At 61.0% G+C, this 19,102-nt stretch carries 24 protein-coding genes and 1 pseudogene; 9 read left to right on the top strand and 16 right to left on the bottom strand.

Annotation, left to right across the window (positions count from 1 at the left end; all coding sequences use genetic code 11):
* Both AC1DV9_RS26205 and AC1DV9_RS26200 read left to right on the top strand, forming a co-directional pair.
* Positions 1-136, top strand: a pseudogene (locus tag AC1DV9_RS26205) (IS5/IS1182 family transposase); the annotation flags it as partial.
* A gap of 63 nt (positions 137-199) precedes the next feature.
* Positions 200-844, top strand: coding sequence for a hypothetical protein (locus AC1DV9_RS26200; RefSeq protein ID WP_477950606.1), 645 nt, complete (start codon positions 200-202; stop codon positions 842-844).
* Between the two features lie 110 nt (positions 845-954).
* Here the strand turns inward: AC1DV9_RS26200 and AC1DV9_RS26195 are convergent, their stop codons facing one another.
* The 3 genes from AC1DV9_RS26195 to AC1DV9_RS26185 all read right to left on the bottom strand — a co-directional run bounded on the left by AC1DV9_RS26195 (position 955) and on the right by AC1DV9_RS26185 (position 4,326).
* Positions 955-2,514 carry an undecaprenyl-phosphate glucose phosphotransferase gene (locus AC1DV9_RS26195; RefSeq protein ID WP_112389628.1) on the bottom strand — a complete coding sequence of 520 codons (1,560 nt, stop codon included), beginning with the start codon at positions 2,512-2,514 and terminating at the stop codon, positions 955-957.
* A 66-nt stretch (positions 2,515-2,580) separates the two neighbouring features.
* On the bottom strand, positions 2,581-3,744 hold the full coding sequence (locus tag AC1DV9_RS26190; RefSeq protein WP_477950604.1) for a glycosyltransferase family 4 protein: 1,164 nt from the start codon (positions 3,742-3,744) through the stop codon (positions 2,581-2,583).
* 6 nt (positions 3,745-3,750) lie between these two features.
* Complete coding sequence (locus AC1DV9_RS26185; RefSeq protein ID WP_112389630.1) at positions 3,751-4,326, bottom strand: polysaccharide biosynthesis/export family protein; 576 nt, start codon at positions 4,324-4,326, stop codon at positions 3,751-3,753.
* A gap of 191 nt (positions 4,327-4,517) precedes the next feature.
* On the opposite strand from AC1DV9_RS26185, the gene AC1DV9_RS26180 reads away from it, so the two are divergent.
* The gene (locus AC1DV9_RS26180) at positions 4,518-6,665 is read left to right on the top strand and encodes a GumC family protein (RefSeq protein WP_477950603.1); all 2,148 of its coding nucleotides are present in this window, start codon (positions 4,518-4,520) and stop codon (positions 6,663-6,665) included.
* 3 nt (positions 6,666-6,668) lie between these two features.
* Here the strand turns inward: AC1DV9_RS26180 and AC1DV9_RS26175 are convergent, their stop codons facing one another.
* Both AC1DV9_RS26175 and AC1DV9_RS26170 read right to left on the bottom strand, forming a co-directional pair.
* Positions 6,669-7,907, bottom strand: a complete 1,239-nt coding sequence (locus AC1DV9_RS26175; protein ID WP_477950601.1) for a GNAT family N-acetyltransferase — start codon at positions 7,905-7,907, stop codon at positions 6,669-6,671.
* 121 nt (positions 7,908-8,028) lie between these two features.
* Positions 8,029-8,238, bottom strand: coding sequence for a DUF2842 domain-containing protein (locus AC1DV9_RS26170; protein ID WP_112516994.1), 210 nt, complete (start codon positions 8,236-8,238; stop codon positions 8,029-8,031).
* Between the two features lie 113 nt (positions 8,239-8,351).
* On the opposite strand from AC1DV9_RS26170, the gene AC1DV9_RS26165 reads away from it, so the two are divergent.
* Both AC1DV9_RS26165 and AC1DV9_RS26160 read left to right on the top strand, forming a co-directional pair.
* Entirely contained in the window at positions 8,352-9,455 is a 1,104-nt protein-coding gene (locus tag AC1DV9_RS26165) for a COX15/CtaA family protein (protein ID WP_477950599.1), read from the top strand.
* A 159-nt stretch (positions 9,456-9,614) separates the two neighbouring features.
* Complete coding sequence (locus AC1DV9_RS26160; RefSeq protein WP_477950597.1) at positions 9,615-10,022, top strand: DoxX family protein; 408 nt, start codon at positions 9,615-9,617, stop codon at positions 10,020-10,022.
* A gap of 45 nt (positions 10,023-10,067) precedes the next feature.
* Here AC1DV9_RS26160 and AC1DV9_RS26155 read toward each other — a convergent pair whose 3' ends face one another.
* The 4 genes from AC1DV9_RS26155 to AC1DV9_RS26140 form a co-directional block, all read right to left on the bottom strand.
* A complete protein-coding gene (locus AC1DV9_RS26155; RefSeq protein WP_477950596.1) occupies positions 10,068-10,853 on the bottom strand; it encodes a sulfite exporter TauE/SafE family protein in 786 nt (261 codons plus the stop codon).
* Between the two features lie 57 nt (positions 10,854-10,910).
* The gene (gene argC, locus AC1DV9_RS26150) at positions 10,911-11,834 is read right to left on the bottom strand and encodes an N-acetyl-gamma-glutamyl-phosphate reductase (protein ID WP_477950594.1); all 924 of its coding nucleotides are present in this window, start codon (positions 11,832-11,834) and stop codon (positions 10,911-10,913) included.
* A gap of 80 nt (positions 11,835-11,914) precedes the next feature.
* Positions 11,915-12,868, bottom strand: coding sequence for an agmatinase (gene speB / locus AC1DV9_RS26145; protein ID WP_477950592.1), 954 nt, complete (start codon positions 12,866-12,868; stop codon positions 11,915-11,917).
* Entirely contained in the window at positions 12,858-13,226 is a 369-nt protein-coding gene (locus AC1DV9_RS26140) for an antibiotic biosynthesis monooxygenase family protein (protein WP_112537446.1), read from the bottom strand. The genes speB and AC1DV9_RS26140 overlap by 11 nt, the downstream gene beginning before the upstream one ends.
* A 162-nt stretch (positions 13,227-13,388) precedes the next feature.
* Between AC1DV9_RS26140 and AC1DV9_RS26135 the strand changes: the two genes are divergently transcribed.
* On the top strand, positions 13,389-13,766 hold the full coding sequence (locus AC1DV9_RS26135; RefSeq protein ID WP_112517332.1) for a VOC family protein: 378 nt from the start codon (positions 13,389-13,391) through the stop codon (positions 13,764-13,766).
* A 9-nt stretch (positions 13,767-13,775) separates the two neighbouring features.
* On the opposite strand, the gene AC1DV9_RS26130 is transcribed toward AC1DV9_RS26135, so the two are convergent.
* The 4 genes from AC1DV9_RS26130 to rplM all read right to left on the bottom strand — a co-directional run bounded on the left by AC1DV9_RS26130 (position 13,776) and on the right by rplM (position 15,401).
* Positions 13,776-14,072, bottom strand: a complete 297-nt coding sequence (locus tag AC1DV9_RS26130) for an addiction module antidote protein (RefSeq protein ID WP_477950590.1) — start codon at positions 14,070-14,072, stop codon at positions 13,776-13,778.
* A gap of 1 nt (position 14,073) precedes the next feature.
* Entirely contained in the window at positions 14,074-14,364 is a 291-nt protein-coding gene (locus AC1DV9_RS26125; RefSeq protein WP_477950611.1) for a type II toxin-antitoxin system RelE/ParE family toxin, read from the bottom strand.
* Positions 14,365-14,466: 102 nt separating this feature from the next.
* Positions 14,467-14,934 carry a 30S ribosomal protein S9 gene (gene rpsI, locus AC1DV9_RS26120; RefSeq protein ID WP_112389640.1) on the bottom strand — a complete coding sequence of 156 codons (468 nt, stop codon included), beginning with the start codon at positions 14,932-14,934 and terminating at the stop codon, positions 14,467-14,469.
* Positions 14,935-14,936: 2 nt separating this feature from the next.
* Complete coding sequence (gene rplM, locus AC1DV9_RS26115; RefSeq protein ID WP_112389641.1) at positions 14,937-15,401, bottom strand: 50S ribosomal protein L13; 465 nt, start codon at positions 15,399-15,401, stop codon at positions 14,937-14,939.
* A gap of 26 nt (positions 15,402-15,427) precedes the next feature.
* Between rplM and AC1DV9_RS26110 the strand changes: the two genes are divergently transcribed.
* A complete protein-coding gene (locus AC1DV9_RS26110) occupies positions 15,428-15,580 on the top strand; it encodes a hypothetical protein (protein WP_162702697.1) in 153 nt (50 codons plus the stop codon).
* Between the two features lie 42 nt (positions 15,581-15,622).
* Here AC1DV9_RS26110 and AC1DV9_RS26105 read toward each other — a convergent pair whose 3' ends face one another.
* Positions 15,623-16,054: a PaaI family thioesterase gene (locus AC1DV9_RS26105; protein ID WP_112516985.1), complete on the bottom strand. Its 432-nt coding sequence runs from the start codon at positions 16,052-16,054 to the stop codon at positions 15,623-15,625.
* A 74-nt stretch (positions 16,055-16,128) separates the two neighbouring features.
* Here AC1DV9_RS26105 and AC1DV9_RS26100 point away from each other — a divergent pair, with 74 nt between their 5' ends.
* Positions 16,129-16,962 carry an enoyl-CoA hydratase gene (locus AC1DV9_RS26100; protein WP_477950588.1) on the top strand — a complete coding sequence of 278 codons (834 nt, stop codon included), beginning with the start codon at positions 16,129-16,131 and terminating at the stop codon, positions 16,960-16,962.
* Here AC1DV9_RS26100 and AC1DV9_RS26095 read toward each other — a convergent pair whose 3' ends face one another.
* Positions 16,963-17,799, bottom strand: a complete 837-nt coding sequence (locus AC1DV9_RS26095) for an EamA family transporter (RefSeq protein ID WP_112389644.1) — start codon at positions 17,797-17,799, stop codon at positions 16,963-16,965.
* Between the two features lie 446 nt (positions 17,800-18,245).
* Positions 18,246-18,569 carry a hypothetical protein gene (locus AC1DV9_RS26090; RefSeq protein WP_112389645.1) on the bottom strand — a complete coding sequence of 108 codons (324 nt, stop codon included), beginning with the start codon at positions 18,567-18,569 and terminating at the stop codon, positions 18,246-18,248.
* A gap of 95 nt (positions 18,570-18,664) precedes the next feature.
* On the opposite strand from AC1DV9_RS26090, the gene AC1DV9_RS26085 reads away from it, so the two are divergent.
* Positions 18,665-19,093, top strand: a complete 429-nt coding sequence (locus AC1DV9_RS26085) for a CoA-binding protein (protein WP_112516983.1) — start codon at positions 18,665-18,667, stop codon at positions 19,091-19,093.
* Positions 19,094-19,102 lie beyond the last annotated feature (9 nt).

Below are 19,102 nucleotides of genomic sequence, written 5' to 3'. Positions count from 1 at the left end.
GCGAAACCTCGTCGAACGCTTCTTCAACAAGCTCAAGCAGTTCAGAGGGATTGCCACTCGATATGACAAGGACCCCCAAAACTTCCTAGCAGCCGTAAAACTACTCGCCACCCGCATCTGGATCAGGTCGTTATGAGTCTACGCCCTAGTTAATCGAACAAAGCCGCTACCTCGTAGCACACTTTATCGGGACGAGGCGATGAGCCTCATCGCTAAGATGAAGTCGCTGTTGCCTACAGACTACGACGTGGTTGTGGACGCAAGCATCAACGGCAAGAACCTCCGTGCGATAGCTCCCCATTTTTGGGAGACGCCAGCACTCCCATCGACTGCGCCGGAATTTTCCTTTTCCCTCACCGGCCCCTCCAATCCGATCCCCAAGAGTATCACTATAAACTTTGGCAAGACGAACTGTTCATACACCGTGTCAGGAACAGATGAGTTGTGGGTGGCAGGGGCATTCGAAGAAATTGGCGAAGCTTTGCGGTCGAAGCAAAGCGTTGTTCGGCGACTGTACGAAAACTATGCCCTCACCATCAATTTCTTATCGTTCTTGATTGCATTGATTGCCTTACCAAGCCTCGACGTTCCGTCTAGGGCGGCGCTGCTGCTGGCGTGGTTTCTGCTCGCAGTAATCTATCTCTTGATACACAGAACGACTACGACAACCCTACTGTATCTTAAGGCAGAGTCGAAGGACCGAAAAAGCTTCATCGACTACCCTAGGATTTTGACGACCGTCGTAGGCGCGGGAGTGATCGGTGCAATTACAGCTGCGTGGGGTGTCCTAAGTGGAGACACCATCATGAATTTACTTCAAGCGCTGATAACAGCGCAAAAATAGTGGTAGAGACAAGGCACCCGTAGAGCGAATTTCCGATATTGGGCACTTGCCTTGGGCACCACTCCCTAATGATTTGAAAACGCTTATGTTTTGCGCGTTGACTTTCGCTCTCAATAGGCGTTTTCCGTGTTCAGCAGCCGGATCGGCGTCAGGAACAGGATCTTCAGATCGAACCAGAGCGACCAGTTCTCGATATAATAGAGATCGTAAGCCGTGCGGAACTTGATCTTGTCGTCGTTATCGACTTCGCCGCGCCAGCCGTTGATCTGCGCCCAGCCGGTGACGCCGGGCTTGACGCGGTGGCGGGCGAAATAACCTTCGACGACATCGCCGAAGGCGCGGTCGCGGGCCTGGGCGAGAACGGCGTGGGGGCGTGGGCCGACCAGCGACAGCTCGCCGCGCAGCACGTTGAACAGCTGCGGCAGTTCGTCGATCGACGATTTGCGGATGAAGCGGCCGACAGGGGTGACGCGCGGGTCGCCCTTGGTGACGGCGGCCTTGGCCGTCGGATCGCTCAGATGCGTGTACATCGAGCGGAACTTGAAGACGTTGATGATCTCGTTGTTGAAGCCGTGGCGCTTCTGCATGAAGAACACGGGGCCCTTCGAGGTCAGCTTGATGGCGATCGCCGTGGCGACCATCACCGGCCAGAGCAAGAGCAGCGCCAGCGATGCGAAGAACAGGTCGAAACCGCGCTTGGCGACCGAATCCCAGTCCTGGATCGGCTTCTTGAAGATATCGAGCATCGGCACGGTGCCGACATGCGAATAGGCGCGCGGGCGGAAGCGCAGGCGGTTGGCATGGGCGGCAAGACGGATATCGACCGGGAGCACCCAGAGTTTCTTCAAGAGCTGCAGAATGCGCGCTTCGGCGCTGAGCGGCAGCGCGATGATCAGCATGTCGATGCGCGTCAGGCGGACGAATTCGACGAGCTCTGCGACGGTGCCGAGCTTCGGATAACCGGCGACCATGATTGGCGAGCGCTTCTCGCCGCGGTCGTCGAAGATGCCGCAGATGCGGATATCGTTGTCGGGTTGCAGCTCGAGCAGGCGGATCAGGTCTTTCGCCGGATCGCCGCCGCCGACGATCACGGCGCGGCGTTCCATGACGCCGTTGCGCGCCCAGTTGCGGATGCCGTAGGCGACGAGGAAGCGGGTACCGATGAGGAAGAGACCGGAAAGCGAGAACCAGGCCAGATGGATCTGGATCTGCGTCAGGGATACATCGCGCACCAGCGCGAAGATCAGCGCCGTCACGATGAAGGCTGCGCCCCAGGACAGGAAGATCCGCGGTAGCAGCCGGACGCGCGAGCGTAGCGCCGGGATCGAATAGGTATCGCTGATCTGCAGGCTGATGACCGCAAGAGCCGCTGCCACAAAGGACATGGCTACGCGTGCGCCAAAACTTTCGCTGCCGTCGCCCGGCCAGATCAGGAATGCCAGCAGGCCGATCAGGAATTGCGAGGCGAATTCGAACAGGCGGAACTGGCCGATGATGATCGAAGGCGAATGTGTGCCTTCGCGGAACTGCTCGGCGATCTGCAGCGCATAGGCGTTGATGGTCGCGGCCTCGTCCGGCTTTTCATCGCCGTCGCCACGCACATTGATGTCCGAAACCCGCTTTCGCAGCGTATCGACGTCGAACTGATCGTTCTTTTCTGCCTTGTTCATGAGGCTACCGCCGCTCGTTGATACGAACGGCTTAACACCAAGCCCCTAAGAAAGATTTACGAGATCTTATATATTTGCCGGCTGCGGCGTCATACCCACGAGCTCGTAGTATAGTTTCAGAACATCCTTGGCCATCACAGGTGCGGAGAAAACCGCCTTCACGGCGTCTGCCGACGGCATGGTTTGCCGCCCCCATCCGGGCTTGGCGATTGCTTCCGCCATCACCCGCGCCAGATCACCGGCGTCGCCTGGCGCCACCAGCGCGCTGCTGTCCTTGCCGAGCACTTCCGGGATGCCGCCGACACGGCTGGCGATGACGGTCTTGCCGGCGCCGAGTGCCTCGAGAACAATATAGGGCATGGCTTCGGCGCGGGAGGGGACGACGACATTGTCGGACATGGTGAAGGCGTCCTGAACCCGCATCGCAGGCAGCATGCTGATGCGTTTTCCAAGCCCGCGCTCGACCATCATGTCGCGGTATTTGTCGCGGTCAGGGCCGTCGCCGATCATCAGCGCCGAGAGCGGCCGTCCGGCCAGACGCTCCGTCCTGGCAAAGGCATCCACAAAAAGATCGGGACCCTTAAGGTCCCTGAGCATGCCGATGTAGATGAAATGAACCGCATCGGATCGGGTCGGGATGACCTGGAAGTCGCGCTCCCCGATGCCGTTATAGATCAGTCGCGTCTTGGTCTTCGGCTTGCCGACCTTCTTCATGTAGGTGTCGCGCTCGTATTCGCAGATGAAGACGAGCGCGTCGGTCAGATATTCCTGCAGCCGCTCCATCTTGAGCACGAATTGCCCGAGGAGCGAGGTGCGGGAATAGTGCAGGCTTCCGCCATGGGCGGTATAGAGGCGGGCTACGCGATACCTGTTCACCCGCAGGGCTGAGCCAACGAGCCGCGCGAGCACACCGCCTTTGGCGCCATGTCCGTGCAGCACATCAGGCCGCAAACTTTTAATCGTCTTGTATGTATCCCAGATTACAGGGATATCCGAGATGCCGGGGGCGCGGCGGATCGGCACGCGCGTCAGCCCCAGCGAAAGATAGGGACGGATGTCGTCGAACAGCCGGTCCTCGTGCTCGCCGCCGGTCGAGCTGTCGCAGAGAATGCCGACCTCGTGACCCGCTTTGCTGTGCTCCTCGACGAGATCGCGGACATGGCGAAAAATGCCACCGACCGGTGACCTGAAGCAGTGAATGATGCGGAGAGGCCGTTGTTCGTCTGCCATATGGGATCAGAACAGCCGTTCGCGGACGTAGATGGTGTCGCCGGCAATGATGGCGGACGAGATGTTGACGCGGCCGGTGATGACCTGGCCGTTGATCTTGCGTGTCACGTCGACGCTGGCCTGATTGGCGCGGGAAGAGAAGCCGCCGGCCACCGCAATGGCGTTCTGCACGGTCAGGCCTGGAACATAGGCATATTGGCCGGGCTGGCCAACTTCACCCATGACGTAGATCGAACGGTAGCGATCGACATCGATGGTGACGTCAGGATCGCGCAGATAACCCTGCTTGAGCTTGGCGGCAAGCTGGCCGGACAGCTGCTGCAGCGTGCGGCCGCGGGCAGGAACCTGGCCGACGAGCGGGAAGGCGACATAGCCTGCCTGGTCGACGGTGTAGCTGTTGGTCATGCTGGGCTGATCGAAGACGGTGATCCGCAGCCGGTCGCCGCTATCCAACGTATAGGGCTGAATCGTCGCCTGCTGGAAAGCCTTCGGCGCCGGCTTATAGGTGTTGCAGCCGCTCAGTACCGCGGTCATCGCGGCAAGGCTCAGGGCCAGAAACATCTTGGGCTTTGCGAAAGGCATTCGACTGTGCTCACAGGAAACGAACTTGGTCCCTGCCGTTATCAATCCGTTAGGGTTAATGCCCGGTAAAAATTTGCAGGATTTTTTGGAAGACGGCAGGTTTGGGCACCTTACTTGCTCAGCCGGTAATTAACGCTTGGGTTACTATAGTCGTTTACCCTTCGCCACACCTTTGTTCTTGGAGTGCGAGTATGTCCGGCGTAACGGGTAATCAGGATGTCGATATCGATCTTGGCCAGCTTGTCCGTGCGGTATGGGAACGGCGGCTCAAGGTCGTCGCGATCACGCTGGTCGGGGCAGGGGTCGCTTTTGCCGGCGCCAAGATGATTGCTCCGAAATACCGCGGTGAAACGCGGCTGCTGATCGAGCAACGCGCACCGGCCTTCGCCAACACCCAGTCTGCCGACGCCAACGCCGGGCCGCTGCTGGACGAACTGAACATCGCCAGCCAGGTGCAGCTGCTGCAATCGGCCGATCTGATCAAGAAGGTCATTAACAGCGAGAAGCTTTACGAGCTTCCCGAATTCGACGAGGCCGCCAACGGCTCGGCGCTGACCGATATCCTGATTGCGCTGCATCTGAAAAAGAACCCGGCCGAGAACCCGCCGGAAGAGCGCGTCATCGATGCGTTCACGGAGCGCTTGCAGGTCTTTCAGGTGCCGGGCTCGCGCGTCATCGGCATCAATTTCACCTCCAAGGATCCGAAGCTCGCCGCCCGCATCCCGAATGCGATGGCCTCCGTCTATCTTGCCACCCAGAGCGGCGCGAAGCTGGATTCCAATTCCGAAGCGACCCGCTGGCTCGAGCCCGAGATCGAAAGCCTGCGTCAGAAGGTCAGCGATGCCGAGCAGAAGGTTGCCGAATACCGCTCGGTATATGGCTTGCTGCCCACCAATGGCGGCAGCAATTTCCCGACCCAGCAGCTGAACGATATTTCCGCGGAGCTGACGCGCGTCCGTGGCGAGAAGGCCAATGCCGAGGCCCGCGCACAGGCCGTTCGCAATGCCCTGTCGTCGGGCGCACCGTCCGATACGCTGCCGGATATCATGGCATCGCAGTCGATGCAGCGGCTGAAGGGCACCGAGTCCGGCCTGCAGTCGCAGATTTCCGATCTCAGCACGTCGCTGCTTAACAACCACCCGCGACTTCGCAGCCTGCGGGCACAGCTGGCCGACATCAAGACGCAGATCCGCCAGGAGACGCAGAAGATCCTGACCAGCATCGAGAACGAATCGAAGGTCGCCGATCTTCGTGCCGCCGAGCTCGAGCGCCAGTCCACGACGCTTCAGCAGAATAGCGCCAAGGCCGGTGAAGACGAAGTCGGCCTCAATGCCCTGCAGCGCGAAGCCAATGCCCAGCGCCAGCTGCTCGAGACCTATCTCGTCCGTTACCGCGAAGCCGCCTCTCGTGCCGACAGCAATTCCAGCCCGGCCGATGCCCGCGTTGTTTCCAAGGCTGTCCAGCCGGTCGATCCCTATTTCCCGAAGGTCGTTCCGATCGTCATCGTCGCCACTTTCGCAACGCTGATCCTCACCTCGATCTTCATCATGCTGGCAGAGCTTTTCAGCGGCCGCGCACTGCGCCCCGTCGGTGCATCCGCCGTCCCGGCCGCCCGGACCGAAGACGAACCGCTCACCGTTGCCGCGCCGGTCAAGTCCAAACGCGCCGCAGCGCCGAGCATGCTGTCTGCACACGCGGAAGACGTGGTTGTCGAAGAGCCGGCAGAAACCGTAGAGCCCGCTGACGACAACGAATTCTCGATCGGCTCCGTTGCCGAATACCTGACCAGCAGCCGCGCGCCGCTGGCAATCGCCATATCACCTGTTGGTGACGATGGATCGGCGGCAACCGTCGCACTGGCCCGCAAGCTCTCGGCGTCCGGCCAGCGCACCATTCTGGTCGATATGACCGGCTCCGGTTATCCGACGGTTCTGATGGCCGAAGACCTCGAAGCGCCGGGCGTGACCGATCTGCTTTGCGGCGTTGCCGCTTTCGGCGACACGATCCACGGCGACCGTGCATCGGACGCCCATCTCATTCCGCAGGGGACTAGCGACGTGCGTCAGGCCATGCGCGGGGCCGATCGGCTCTCGCTGCTTCTCGATGCGCTGATGTCGGCCTACGATATCGTCGTCGTCGAATGCGGCGCGGCCGATGTGGCCGGCGTCTCGCGTCTGACCCGCAGCAAGGATGTCGAAATCATCCTGTCGATGCCCGAAGTGTTGGAGGACGAGTTCGTCCATGCCATGACGGAATTCGAAAAGGCCGGCTATCAGCGCGTCGTGCTGATGTCGGGCGGGGAAGCCGCCGAGCCTGATGTTGCCCGCCACGCGGCGTGACGATCAGATGCCGATCCTGGCGCGAACGCGCTGGGCGGCACGATAGAAGCCCGGCCGGGCCTTGATGAAGGCCTTGCTTCTGGTGATGGCGCGATGCGCCGCACCGGCGATCGACCCCTTCAGCGACAGCGGCAGAACCACATCGTGATGGCTGGTCTCGACAGGCGCCCAAGAGCGCTTGTAGGTCTGGTCTCCAAGGCCGAAGTCGAAGAGCGATACGCCCTTGCCCTGCAGCCCCGAGATCATCTGCCAATAGAGAAATTCACCCGGGCTCGAATCCGGCACCAGGCTCTCATCGATCGCGCCGAACTGGCAGATGATGTGATCGCTCTTGCGCGAGATGCCTGAAACCGCGGCGATCTTGCCCGCAAGCTCGCCCTTCAGCCGCAGCGCATGCATTTCCAGGCCGTAGTCGCCGCCGTCGCGAATATCGATAAGGCCGTGCAGGAAGGCCTTGGTTTCGGCATCGGCAAAAACGTCCGGCAGGCCGAGGGTGCGGAAGCGTTCCGCCTTTTGCTTGAAGAACAGGTCGAGCAGCGCGTGCTGTTCGCCAGGCGTGCCACCATCCACATAGTCGAACCCGCCGACGGCCTCCAGCCGCTTCGACTGGACGCGGAACTTTTTGCGGCGGCTCTTGGCATTCACCTGCTTCAGCGTTGCCTCGAAATTGTCGAGCAGCGGCAGCTGATAGGCATGGTTCTGGTTTTGCACCATCGGCAGCAGGCCGAGCGGGTTTCGCCGCCCGCGCCATTCGAGCGGAATGTTCTGCAGCAGCAGAAGATCGGCCTTGCCCTGCAGCGCCTGTTTCAGGAATTCGGCAAAGCGCTGGGGATCAAGGTCTTCAAAGGCTTCCAGGAAATGTTCGGAAAACAGGCCGGTGTTGATATTGCTGTGATCGGCGCCGATGAAGCGGGCGATCCGGACGCCGTGGCTGCTATCGATCTCGACCGGCAGGATGAAGGCAACCTTGCCATGCGTGCTGCCCTTGAGGATTGCCAGCGGCCGTTTGTAGGCGCGCACCCAGGAGCGGCACCATTCATAGCCCTGATGCAGAGAGGTGAGGTGGTCCTTCTCCAGCGTCCGCCAATCGCGCTCCAGCGGCTCCATCGCATCGTGGACGCTTACATCCAGTTCGGCGATCGCCAGCTTGGCGCTGAGCGACCTGAGCCGCGAAATGCCGGCATCGGCCTTGCCTGCGTCGTCGAGCGGCTGCTGGTCGGCATCGAGCTTCTGGGTCCGCACGGGAATTCTCCGGTCAAGATTGCTTGCCAGAGGATATAGCGCTGCGGAGCCTATCGAGGATTTAAACGCAGGCCGTGGCGCGCGCTTTTCCGCCGATCACGGTTATCTGCGCGTTAATGCGCTATTGCTGCTTCGGCCCGGCCATCCACTTGATGATCAGCATGGCGGGAAGCACCCAGAGCATGCCGGTCAGCGCGAAATAGAGCAGGTGACCCCACCACGGCGCCTCGCCAAGCGTGGCGACAGCGATCGTATTCGCGATCAGCGCATAGGCGAGCACGAGGACGATGATCAGGATCGTGCCGATGAATTTGCGCAGGCGAACGGGCATATCAGTTCAATCTTCCGGGTTGCTTGGACAGCGCGACGGCATGCCGCAAAGGTTCGGGGCTTGTTTTGCATGAGCCGCTGGGGCAAATCAACTGCCGTAACGAAGGAGCAATCATGGCCGTCGCGAATATGACCACCGAGCAGGCAATCCGGGGCGAAGTGCGCAAGCAGGACCGCAACCGCCGCGCATTGCGCATCTGGCTGGGTTTCGTGCTTCTGGCGCTCTTCTGTCTGGTGCTGGTCGGGGGCGCCACGCGGCTGACGAATTCCGGCTTGTCGATCACCGAATGGAAGCCGATCCACGGCGTCATTCCGCCGCTGAATGCCACGGAATGGGACGAGGAATTCAAGCTCTACCAGCGCATTCCCGAATTCCAGCAGCTGAACAGCGACATGACGGTCGAAGAGTTCAAGGGCATCTTTTGGTGGGAGTGGGCACACCGGCTGATTGCCCGCGGCATCGGCGTCATCTTCGGCCTGCCGCTTCTCTATTTCTGGATCACCGGCAAGGTGGAGCGCCGCCTGCGCTGGCCGCTCGCCGGTATTCTGGCGCTTGGCGGTCTGCAGGGCTTCATCGGCTGGTGGATGGTGTCCTCCGGTCTCTCCGTGCGCACCGATGTCAGCCAATATCGCCTTGCGACCCATCTGGTCATGGCCTGTCTGATCTTTGCCTCCTGCATGTGGATCATGCGGGGGCTCTCGCCGCATTCCGATGATGCAGCGCCGACGCAGAGCTCCAGACGCTGGGCGGCGGTGATCGCCATTTTCGCGCTGTTCCAGATCTATCTCGGCGCGCTCGTCGCCGGTCTGGATGCGGGTTTCACCTACAATACCTGGCCGCTGATGGACGGTTCCGTCGTTCCGGGCGATCTGCTGATCCAGCAGCCTGCCTGGATCAACTTCTTCGAAAACCCGAAGACCGTTCAGTTCATCCACCGTGTCGGCGCCTACACGCTGTTTGCGCTGACGCTGATCAACATGGTGATCGCCCTGCGCGCCGCACCGGCAACGACGCATGCGCGCCGCGCCGTCGTGCTCTTCGCGCTGGTGGCCATCCAGGCGGCGATCGGCATTACCACGCTGCTGCTGCACGTGCCGCTGCATTGGGGCCTGCTGCATCAGGGCGGCGCGCTCGTCGTCTTCGGCTTCGCCATCGCCAACTGGCGCGGCTATTACGGGGAGTTCTCGCGGCAGACCACCATCGCCGAACGCGACTGACGCCTATTCGTGTCCGCATGTTTCAAGCCGCGGTGCAGACGCTCCGCGGCTTTTTCGATTTTGCCCGAAAATTCGCATGCGTCATTGTCGGCAACCCTCGCCACCATCCGTCCTTGTGGCATAGTTCACACGGCTTCGGCCGCAAAAGAGGGTAGGACAATGGGTAAGACAATCGCAATTCTCGTGGCACGGCTGATTTTCGGCGGCCTGTTCGTCATGGCGGCAAGCTTCAAATTCATAGATATGGGAGCGACCGCCGGTTATATTGCCGCCGCGGGTTTTCCGCTGCCGCTGCTGCTGTCCTGGATCGCTGCCTTCTTCGAGGTCGGGCTTGCTGTCGCACTGCTGAGCGGCGCCTTCTTCAGCGAGGCGTCGCTCGCTGCCGGTGTCTACGTGATCTTCCTCGCTTTCGCGTTCCACGGTCCGAACCGTTGGGAAGGCAACCAGGCCGAATTCGGCTTCTTCGTCGATCACTTCACATTTCTTGCCGGACTGCTGTTTGCCTTTGCGCATGGCCCGGGCGAAAAGCTGAGCGTCAACCTTGGCCTGCTGCGCAGGCCCGCCTGACGCTAGCGGAGGATGCCGTCCTCTGCTGCGCAGGCCTGCCTGACGTTAGCGCAGGATGCCGTCCAGCGCAGGCATGCCGAAGATCGCCGATGCGGCGATCAGCAGATAGCAGGTCAGGCGGAAGGTGCTTTCTTTCGCCAGGCCGAACAGCTTCGAACCGCCGTAGAGGCCAGCCGCATAGGCCGGAAGAATGACGATCGTCAGCGCAAACACCGCCTGCACGAACAGGCCGCCTACGTAGTAGCTGATCGTCGTGAAAATGCTGGAGATCGAGAAGTAGAAGATGACGTTGGCGCGGACGCGCTGAAAGTTGCTCTTGCCTCCGAGCCAATAGGCGACGACGGGCGGCCCGCCGAGCTGGGCCGCACCGCTGAAGAGCCCGGCAAGCAGGCCGACGCCGGAACTCAGCGGTGCCGACGGCTCGCCGTGATAGCGCCAGCCGGAGACCAGAAGCGCCAGCAGGCAGATTGCCGTGCCGCAGATGATCCAGCGCAGCACCAGCGGATCCATCAGCGTCAGCACGACCGTTCCCGCCGGAACGCCAAGTACCGCACCCGCCGCCATGACGAAGACCTCGCGCCGGTTCGAATTGCGCCAGGCATCCGGGATCATGCCGAGGGTCGCCAGACCGTCGATCACGAGAAGCACCGGCGAGATCAGCTTCGGCCCGACGATCGCGCCGCCAAGCGGAATGAAGATCAGCGCCGCCCCGAAACCGGAAAAGCCGCGCGCCAGTCCGGCAATGAAGGCGAACGCTATCAGCGCGTGGACGCCATGGTCCGGCAGCGCGGATGAAAGCCAGGAGGAGAGAGCGTCGAAGGAGAAGGGCATGGTGGCCTGGACATATGCGGAGGGAGGCGGCCGCGCCAGGCGCGGCCACCCGCCAAATCACGCGCCGATCATCAGGTCCATGTTCTGCACGGCAGCACCCGAGGCACCCTTGCCGAGATTGTCATAGACGGCGACCAGCAGCGCCTGTGCATTCGCATCATTGGCGAAGACATGAAGGCGCATACGGTTGGTGTCGTTGTAGATCTCCGGGTTGAGATCCGGCGTCCGTTCGGTGTTCTCGAACGGCGCCACTTCGACGACACCCTTGATACCGGCAAAATAGTCGGCGATCGCCGCATGGATTTCAGCGCCGGTCGGCACCTTTTCCAGATGCGACAGCTGCAGCGGCACGGTGACGACCATGCCCTGCGCGAAATTGCCGACGACCGGCTGGAAGAACGGCACGCGGCCGAGCTTGGCGTAGCGCTGCAGTTCCGGCAGGTGCTTGTGCTTGAAGCTCAGGCCGTAGGGCATGTATTCAGGGGCGTCTTCACCCTTGGCGACATAATCCTCGATCATCGTGCGGCCGCCGCCGCTGTAACCCGAGATACCGTTGACGGTGACGGGGTAATCAGCGGGCACGAGGCCGCCTTCGATCAGCGGGCGCAGCATGGCGATCGGGCCCTGCGGCCAGCAGCCAGGATTGGCAACGCGCTTGGCCGAGGTGATGACGCCGGCCTGATCCTTGCTGAGTTCCGCAAAGCCATAGGCCCAGCCTTCGGCAACGCGATGCGCCGTCGAGGCGTCGATCACCTTCGTCGTGTCGTTCTCGATCAGGCTGACGCTTTCCTTGGCGGCATCGTCAGGCAGGCAAAGGATCGCGACATCGGACTTGTTCAGAAGCTCGGCGCGGACAGCCTTGTCCTTGCGGCTTTCAGCGGGGATCGACAGCAGCTCGATATCGCGGCGGCCAGCCAGGCGCTCGCGGATCTGCAGACCCGTCGTACCAGCTTCGCCATCGATGAATATCTTCGCTGCCATGATAATCCTGCGCTTTCAATGAGTTCCGGACTGTTGCGGAATCAGTTTGCCATGAAGTTGAATCAGTTTGATAACAGCCGTCACTTGGCGGCTCCGCGCCTCTCGGCGTGAAGGCCCAGCATATACATCGCGACCGTCGCCCCCGCAATGGCGGTGACATCTGCATGATCGTATGGCGGCGAGACCTCGACGACATCGGCGCCGCGAATATCGAGCTGATGCAGCCGCTGCAGGACGGAGAGGATCTTGGCGCTCGACGGGCCGCCCGCAACCGGCGTGCCGGTGCCGGGTGCGAAGGCCGGATCGAGGCAATCGATATCGAAGGTCAGATAGGCCGGAGCGCCCTTGGTGTGCGAGATGATCGTCGAGGCGATCTCCGAGGCGCTCATGTCCTCGACCTGGTGGCCATAGAGGATGGCGATGCCACAATCATCAGGCGCATGGGTGCGGATGCCGATCTGGATCGAGCGGTCCGGATCGATGATGCCGTCGCGCACCGCGCGGGCGACGAAGGAGCCGTGGTCGATGCGCCCGGCATCGTCGAGCCAGGTGTCCTGATGCGCGTCAAACTGGACCAGCGCCAGCGGTCCATGCTTGGCCGCATGCGCCTTGAGGATCGGCCAGGTCACGTAATGATCGCCGCCGAGCGTGAGCATGAAGGCGCCGCTGTCGAGGATCGTCTGCGCCTGCCGCTCGATCGCCGCGGGCGTCTCCTGGTGATTGCCGTAGTCGAGCAGGCAGTCGCCATAATCGATGACGGCCATATCGGCAAAGAGGTCGCGGTTGAACGGATATTGCGGATCATTGTCGAAGATCGCCGACGCCCGGCGGATCGCCTGCGGCCCAAAGCGCGTGCCCGGGCGGTTGGAGACCGCGGCATCGAAAGGCACGCCCCAGACGGCAACGTCGACGCCCGCAAGATCCTTGGTGAAGCGGCGGCGCATGAAGGAGAGCGCGCCGGCAAAGGTCGGATCGCTCGCTGCCGATGTCAGGCTGGTCGCGGTAAAGGCGTGGTCGATGGTCTTATTGGCCATTGGGGCTCCCTTCCTCCGGGGCGGTGAATTCATAGGCGCGTTCGACGCGCGCGATGCGAACCTTGTATTGCCTGTACCAGCGATCGCGGCCGATACGCTGCGCGGCGAGGTGGCTCGCGACCTGTTTCCACGCCTTCAGGCTTTCCTCGTCGGCCCAATAGGAATTGGTGATGCCGAAGCCATCCGCATCCCGCGCGCTCTCGGCGCCAAGACAGCCCGGCTGCTGCAGCGCGAGCTCGGCCATGCGATCGGCCATCGCCTCATATCCCTGATCGCCCGCAGTGCGGATCGAGGAAAAGGTGACGACGTAATAGGGCGGCTGCGGGGTCTCGGCAAAGGGTGAGGGCGGGGTCGGCATGGCAATTCCTCTCGGCAAAAGCCCTAGGCGAGGATTCAGCCGATTGCAAGTGAGAGGCGGCGAACCTGCCGCCGCCTCCATGGTTGCGACGCTCGGTCTGCGTTGACTTCATTCATCGCTTCAAAGAAGCTTGGTTCAACCGAAGAGGAGAGACTGATGGGCATGTTCGATCACGTATCGATCGGAGTGAAGGATCTCGAGAGATCGCGCCAGTTCTACGATGCGTTGCTGGCGCCGCTCGGCTATGAGCGGCTGTCCAATTTCGATGGCACAGTGGGCTATGGTGCCGACAAGCCTGCTTTCTGGGTCAGTCAGGTAGAACGCCCGGTCCCCGCCGATCGCGGCTCGGGCCTGCATTTCTGCTTCACGGCACCCAGCGAGGAAGCCGTCAACGCGTTCTATGCCGCCGGCATGGCGAATGGCGGCGAAGATAACGGCACGCCGGGGATTCGCCCGGACTACGGCCAGTTCTACTACGCGGCCTTCATCATCGATCCGGATGGCTACCGGCTCGAGGCGTTCTTCTTCAAACCGGAGTGAACCGCGATTTCACGCGGCATCCTTGCCATGTGAGATCGAGATTTTCAGGCCAAGGGCTTTGATGACGCCGAAGAATGTCGAAAGGCGCGGGTCGCCTGTTTCGCTGAGGGATTTGTACAGCGCCTCGCGGGTGACACCGGCCTCCTTCGCGACCGAGGTCATGCCGACGGCGCGCGCGACGTCACCGAGCGCGTGGGCGATAAGCGCGGGATCACCATCCTCAAAGGCTGCTTCGAGGTAGACGATCTGCTCTTCCGATGTCTTCAGGTGGTCCTGGATATCGAAGCGGGTGGTTTCGAGGGGCATCTCAAATCTCCTTTGCCAGCTGTTTCGCCAGAGCGATGTCGCGGCTTTGCGAGGATTTGTCCCCGCCGCATAAAAGGATGACGATCGTGTCACCCGTTCTGGTGAAGTAGACGCGATAGCCAGGACCATAGGCGATGCGCATTTCGCTCACTCCGTCTCCGACAGGTTTCACGTCGCCGGGGTTACCAAGCTCCATGCGGCGGATGCGCGTGACGACGCGAAGGCGGGCATTCGCATCCCGCAGTTCGCCAAGCCATTTGGCGAATATGGCACTCTGGCGAACCTCGATCATCTGTGAATTATAATTCACGATATCGATAAGTCAAAAGGTTCGCAGAAAACAAAAAGGCCGGGCAAAAGCCCGGCCTTTCCGCAAAGCAATGTCCAGAAGCGATTAGCGCTTCGAGAACTGGAACGAACGGCGGGCCTTGGCCTTACCGTACTTCTTACGCTCGACGACGCGGCTGTCGCGGGTCAGGAAGCCACCCTTCTTCAGGACCGGACGCAGGCCCGGCTCGAAGTAGGTGAGGGCCTTGGAGAGACCGTGACGAACGGCACCGGCCTGGCCGGAAAGACCGCCGCCTGCAACCGTTGCGATGATGTCGAACTGGCCGTCGCGGGCGGCAGCGAAGATCGGCTGGCGCAGGATCATCTGCAGAACCGGACGTGCAAAGTATTCGGTGAATTCCTTGCCGTTGACGATGATCTTGCCGGAGCCGGCCTTGAGCCATACGCGGGCGACAGCGTTCTTGCGCTTGCCGGTCGCGTAGGAACGGCCAAGCGAGTCGACCTTACGGACGTGAACCGGAGCAGCTGCTTCGGAAGACGTGCCGAGATCCTTCAGGGAGGAGAGGTCAGCCATTCTTAGGCGCTCCTTACATTCTTTTTGTTCAGCTTGGCGACGTCGAGAACGACGGGCTGCTGTGCTTCGTGAGGATGATTGGAACCAGCGTAAACGCGCAGGTTCTTCATCTGGCGGCGACCGAGCGGGCCGCGCGGAACCATGCGCTCAACAGCCTTTTCGAGAACGCGCTCCGGGAAGCGGCCTTCGATGATCTGGCGAGCAGTACGTTCCTTGATGCCGCCGGCATAGCCGGTGTGCCAGTAGTAAACCTTGTCGGAATACTTCTTGCCGGTGAAGACGACCTTGTCTGCATTGATGACGATGACGTTGTCGCCGTCGTCAACGTGAGGCGTGAAGGTTGCCTTGTGCTTGCCGCGCAGACGCATAGCGATTACGGAAGCGAGACGGCCAACGACAAGCCCTTCGGCGTCGATGATGACCCACTTCTTCTCCACCTCTGCAGGCTTCTGGGAGAAAGTTGCCATAGTAGTTACTCTCTTTTGGATCCCTTATGCCCGAAGGCGAAGGGCGTTTCTTGTTGCTTGGTTTGGTGTCCGGAGACGGCCAAAAAGAAAGCAGCCCGGAAAGGCTGCGTTCTGGCGGTGTGTATAAAGGCAACCCTTTCCCGGGTCAACATCGCGCAATCGGCTATCTGAAAAAATAGACAAGCAATATCAATACGATAGGTATATGGTATTATGATACCTCATATTTCCCGGGGTGGAATCGAGTAAGTGGCGGTGGCGTGAGCGATCAATTCGCTCTCATCGCGCTGAAATATCGATGCCTCGATCACTGCCAGACGCCTGCCGAGCTTGAGAATCCGGCAGGTGCAGAAGGTCGGTTCCGGCTTGGGCAATCTGAGAAAATTGATGTTGAGATTCGTGGTGACGGCAAGCGCCACAGGGCCGATATGCGAGAGCACTGCGACATAGGCGGTGACATCCGCCAGGGTGAAGAGCGCCGGTCCTGAAATCGTCCCGCCGGGCCGCAGATGCCGTTCTGCCGGGTCGAGCCGCATCGAAGCCTTGCCGGGCGCGATGTCGATCACCTTGAGCACTCGCCCGTCCGTATGGATCTGCGGAAAGTCCGTCTCCAGAAAACGGTGGACCTCGTCGATCGTCATGATCGGTTGCATCTGTTCACCTCGAAATTGCCGGCACGCTGTGGCAGAACATCTAGCACGAAAGATGATTGCAGGGAGTTAGACCAATGGCCGAAGTCGTTTCCTTCCGGAAAGATCCGGACAAGGCGGGCGGGGCTGCGCTGGTGCTGCGCCAATTGAATGACGGGGTTCTCAGGCTCACCCTGAACAATCCGCCGGCCAATGCGCTGTCGATCGCCGTCCTGGAAACGCTGATGGGCGAGTTGCAGGCCGCCGGCGAGGATTCGTCGGTGCGCGTCGTCATCATCGCCTCTACCGGCAACATCTTCTCTGCCGGGCACGACCTGAAGGAGCTGACGGCGCATCGCGCCGATGTCGATGATGGCGTTGCCTTCTTCGAGGAGAGCTTTGCGCTTGCCGCGGATCTGATGCTGGAAATCACCCGCCTGCCGAAACCGGTGATCGCCCAGATCGACGGTCTGGCGACCGCCGCCGGCTGCCAGCTGGTTGCGTCCTGCGATCTGGCGATCTGCACCGACACGGCGACTTTCTGCACGCCGGGCGTCAATATCGGCCTCTTCTGTTCGACGCCGATGGTCGCGATATCCCGGGCCGCGCATCGCAAGCAGGCGATGGAGATGCTGCTGACCGGCGAAACCATCGATGCATCGACCGCCAAGGATTTCGGTTTGGTCAACCGCATCGTGCCGAAACAATACCTGACCCAGGTGGTGACGAAATACGCCTCCGTCATCGCCTCCAAATCACCGGAAGCGATCCGCATCGGCAAGGAAGCCTTCTATCGCCAGCTCGAAATGCCGGTCGAGGAAGCCTACACTTTCGCCGCCGAAGTCATGGTCGACAGCATGCTGACGGCCGACGCGGAAGAAGGAATCGGCGCTTTCCTCGGTAAGCGCATCCCTGTCTGGCCGGAGGAGTGACTACCCCAGCTTCAAGATCAGCCCGCCCATGGCAATGATCACGCCGGCGAGGTAGCGCCAGGGGCTGGCGCGCTCTTTCAGCACGACGACCGAGATCACCAGTGCGAAGAGGATCGAGGTTTCGCGCAGCGCGGCGACGGTCGCGACCGGGGCTTTGGTCATAGCCCAGAGTGCCAGTCCATAGGACGCGATCGAGCCCGAGCCGCCAATCAGGCCGCGCCACCAGTGAACGCGCACGTGGATGGCGACCACGCGGGCGCCGCGCCGCGAGATCGCCCAGGCAAACAAGAGCACCGGCGGCAGCAGCGACATCCACAGCGTATAAGAGATCGCATTGCCGGATATCCGTGCGCCGATGCCATCGACATAGGTGTAGGTGGCGATCACGCAGGCATTGATCAGGGCCAGCATGATGGCGTGGCGGCTGCCGTGTCTGGCTTCGAAGGCCAGCGTCAGGATGCCGGCGCAGATCGTCATCGTTCCGATCAGTGCGCCGCCTGACAGCGTTTCGCCGAGCACGAAACTGCTGGTGGCGGCGATCAGCAGAGGTGCGCAACCGCGCATCAGCGGATAGACGAGCCCGATGTCACCGGCCCGGTAGGCACCGGCGACGAGCTGGAAATAGGCAAATTGCAGGATGGCGGAGACGCCGATGAACGGCCAGGCCGCGGCATTCGGCAGCGGCAGAAATGCCAGGAAGGGAAGTGCAGCGACTGCGCCGCCTGCAGAGATCAGTGCCGCGTCGAGCGACTTGTCGGTGCCAGCCTTGATGATGGCGTTCCATGTCGCGTGGAGAAGGGCGCCGAAGAGAACCAGAAGAATGACGTCGAGGGGCAAGAGCGCAAACCGGAGCGGGGAGGCGGGAGAACATCAGCGGTATGAGCTTCGCCACGCCGAAAATCAATGCGCCCGGATTATTTTGCAACCTGACGCTATGATTATCGCCGGGAACGGTGCCGCAGGCGAGGAGATTGCGTCTTGAATGGACCCGCCCTGCGTGCACTCCCGATGCGTTTATTTTGATTCTCGCCACTCAACTGTGAGGTGTCTCTAATATATGCGGGAACGAAGCTGGCTTAAAGAAAAAACAAAAAGTGAACATCGCCTTGCGGTCTATTTCACCATTTAGTTATCTTGCTGAAATATAGAGATTATTCTATTACTTTGGCATGCCGTAGATTGTGCGCCCATAGGGTGCATTTCGGCACAATCGATGCGGAAAGGCGCGAGTAGGCGTGCGCCTTTCCTCACTGTGAGAACGGTTTCCAACACGCATCAATACGTTACAATGAGTGGTTCGGAACAAGAAATGTCCCGTCCAGGTTGTCGATGTTCTGGCAGTTGAGGACCGGGCAGGACCGGTCGTCACGCGTCGGAATATTTTTCCACTCGGCATACTCGTTGGCGTCGCAGAAGCGGCTGTTGCGCACGAACCGGTCATAGAGCGGCAGTCCGCGCGGTGAGGTCCAGCGGAAGATCACGGCGCCCTGATTGTGGATGGCGGCGCGCGCGCTCTGGCAGGTCATCGATAGCGGATTGAGACGCGAGATCGCGAAGGAAGGCGAGGCCGCCAGCACGATCGCAATTGTCAGCACAAGTTTTTTCATGGGCCATTCCTCCTTGGAACCCGTATGGCTATATATACGCCTGAAAGAACTGCAGGTTTCAACCGGGTGAAAAAATGGCTGCGGGGGATGGGCCGATGGATCACGATCATTACAGCGATGCCTATATCGCCGAAATTCTGAATTCCGTGAAGACGATTGCGCTGACCGGCGCTTCGCCGAACCCGGCGCGCCCGAGCAATGGCGTGATGGGCTATCTTCTGTCACGCGGCTACGAGGTAATCCCGGTCAATCCGGGGCAGGCGGGCAAGACGATCCATGGGCAGATGGTCTACGGCAGGCTCGAGGATATTCCTGTTCCCGTCGATATGGTCGATGTGTTCCGCGCCTCCGAATATCTGCAGGAGGTGGTGACCGAAACTCTGGCGCTGGCCGTCCGCCCGCGGGTGATCTGGGCTCAGCTCGGCGTGCGCGACGACGATGCAGCCCGCCGCGCCGAGGCCGGCAGCATCAAGGTGGTGATGGACCGCTGCCCGGCAATCGAAATTCCGCGGCTTGCCGGATAGCGAACGGAT

This window comes from Rhizobium sp. 01L410 (assembly GCF_056400165.1).
Note: the sequence above shows the minus strand (reverse complement) of the source record. Positions and strands in the feature narration are given on the sequence as shown.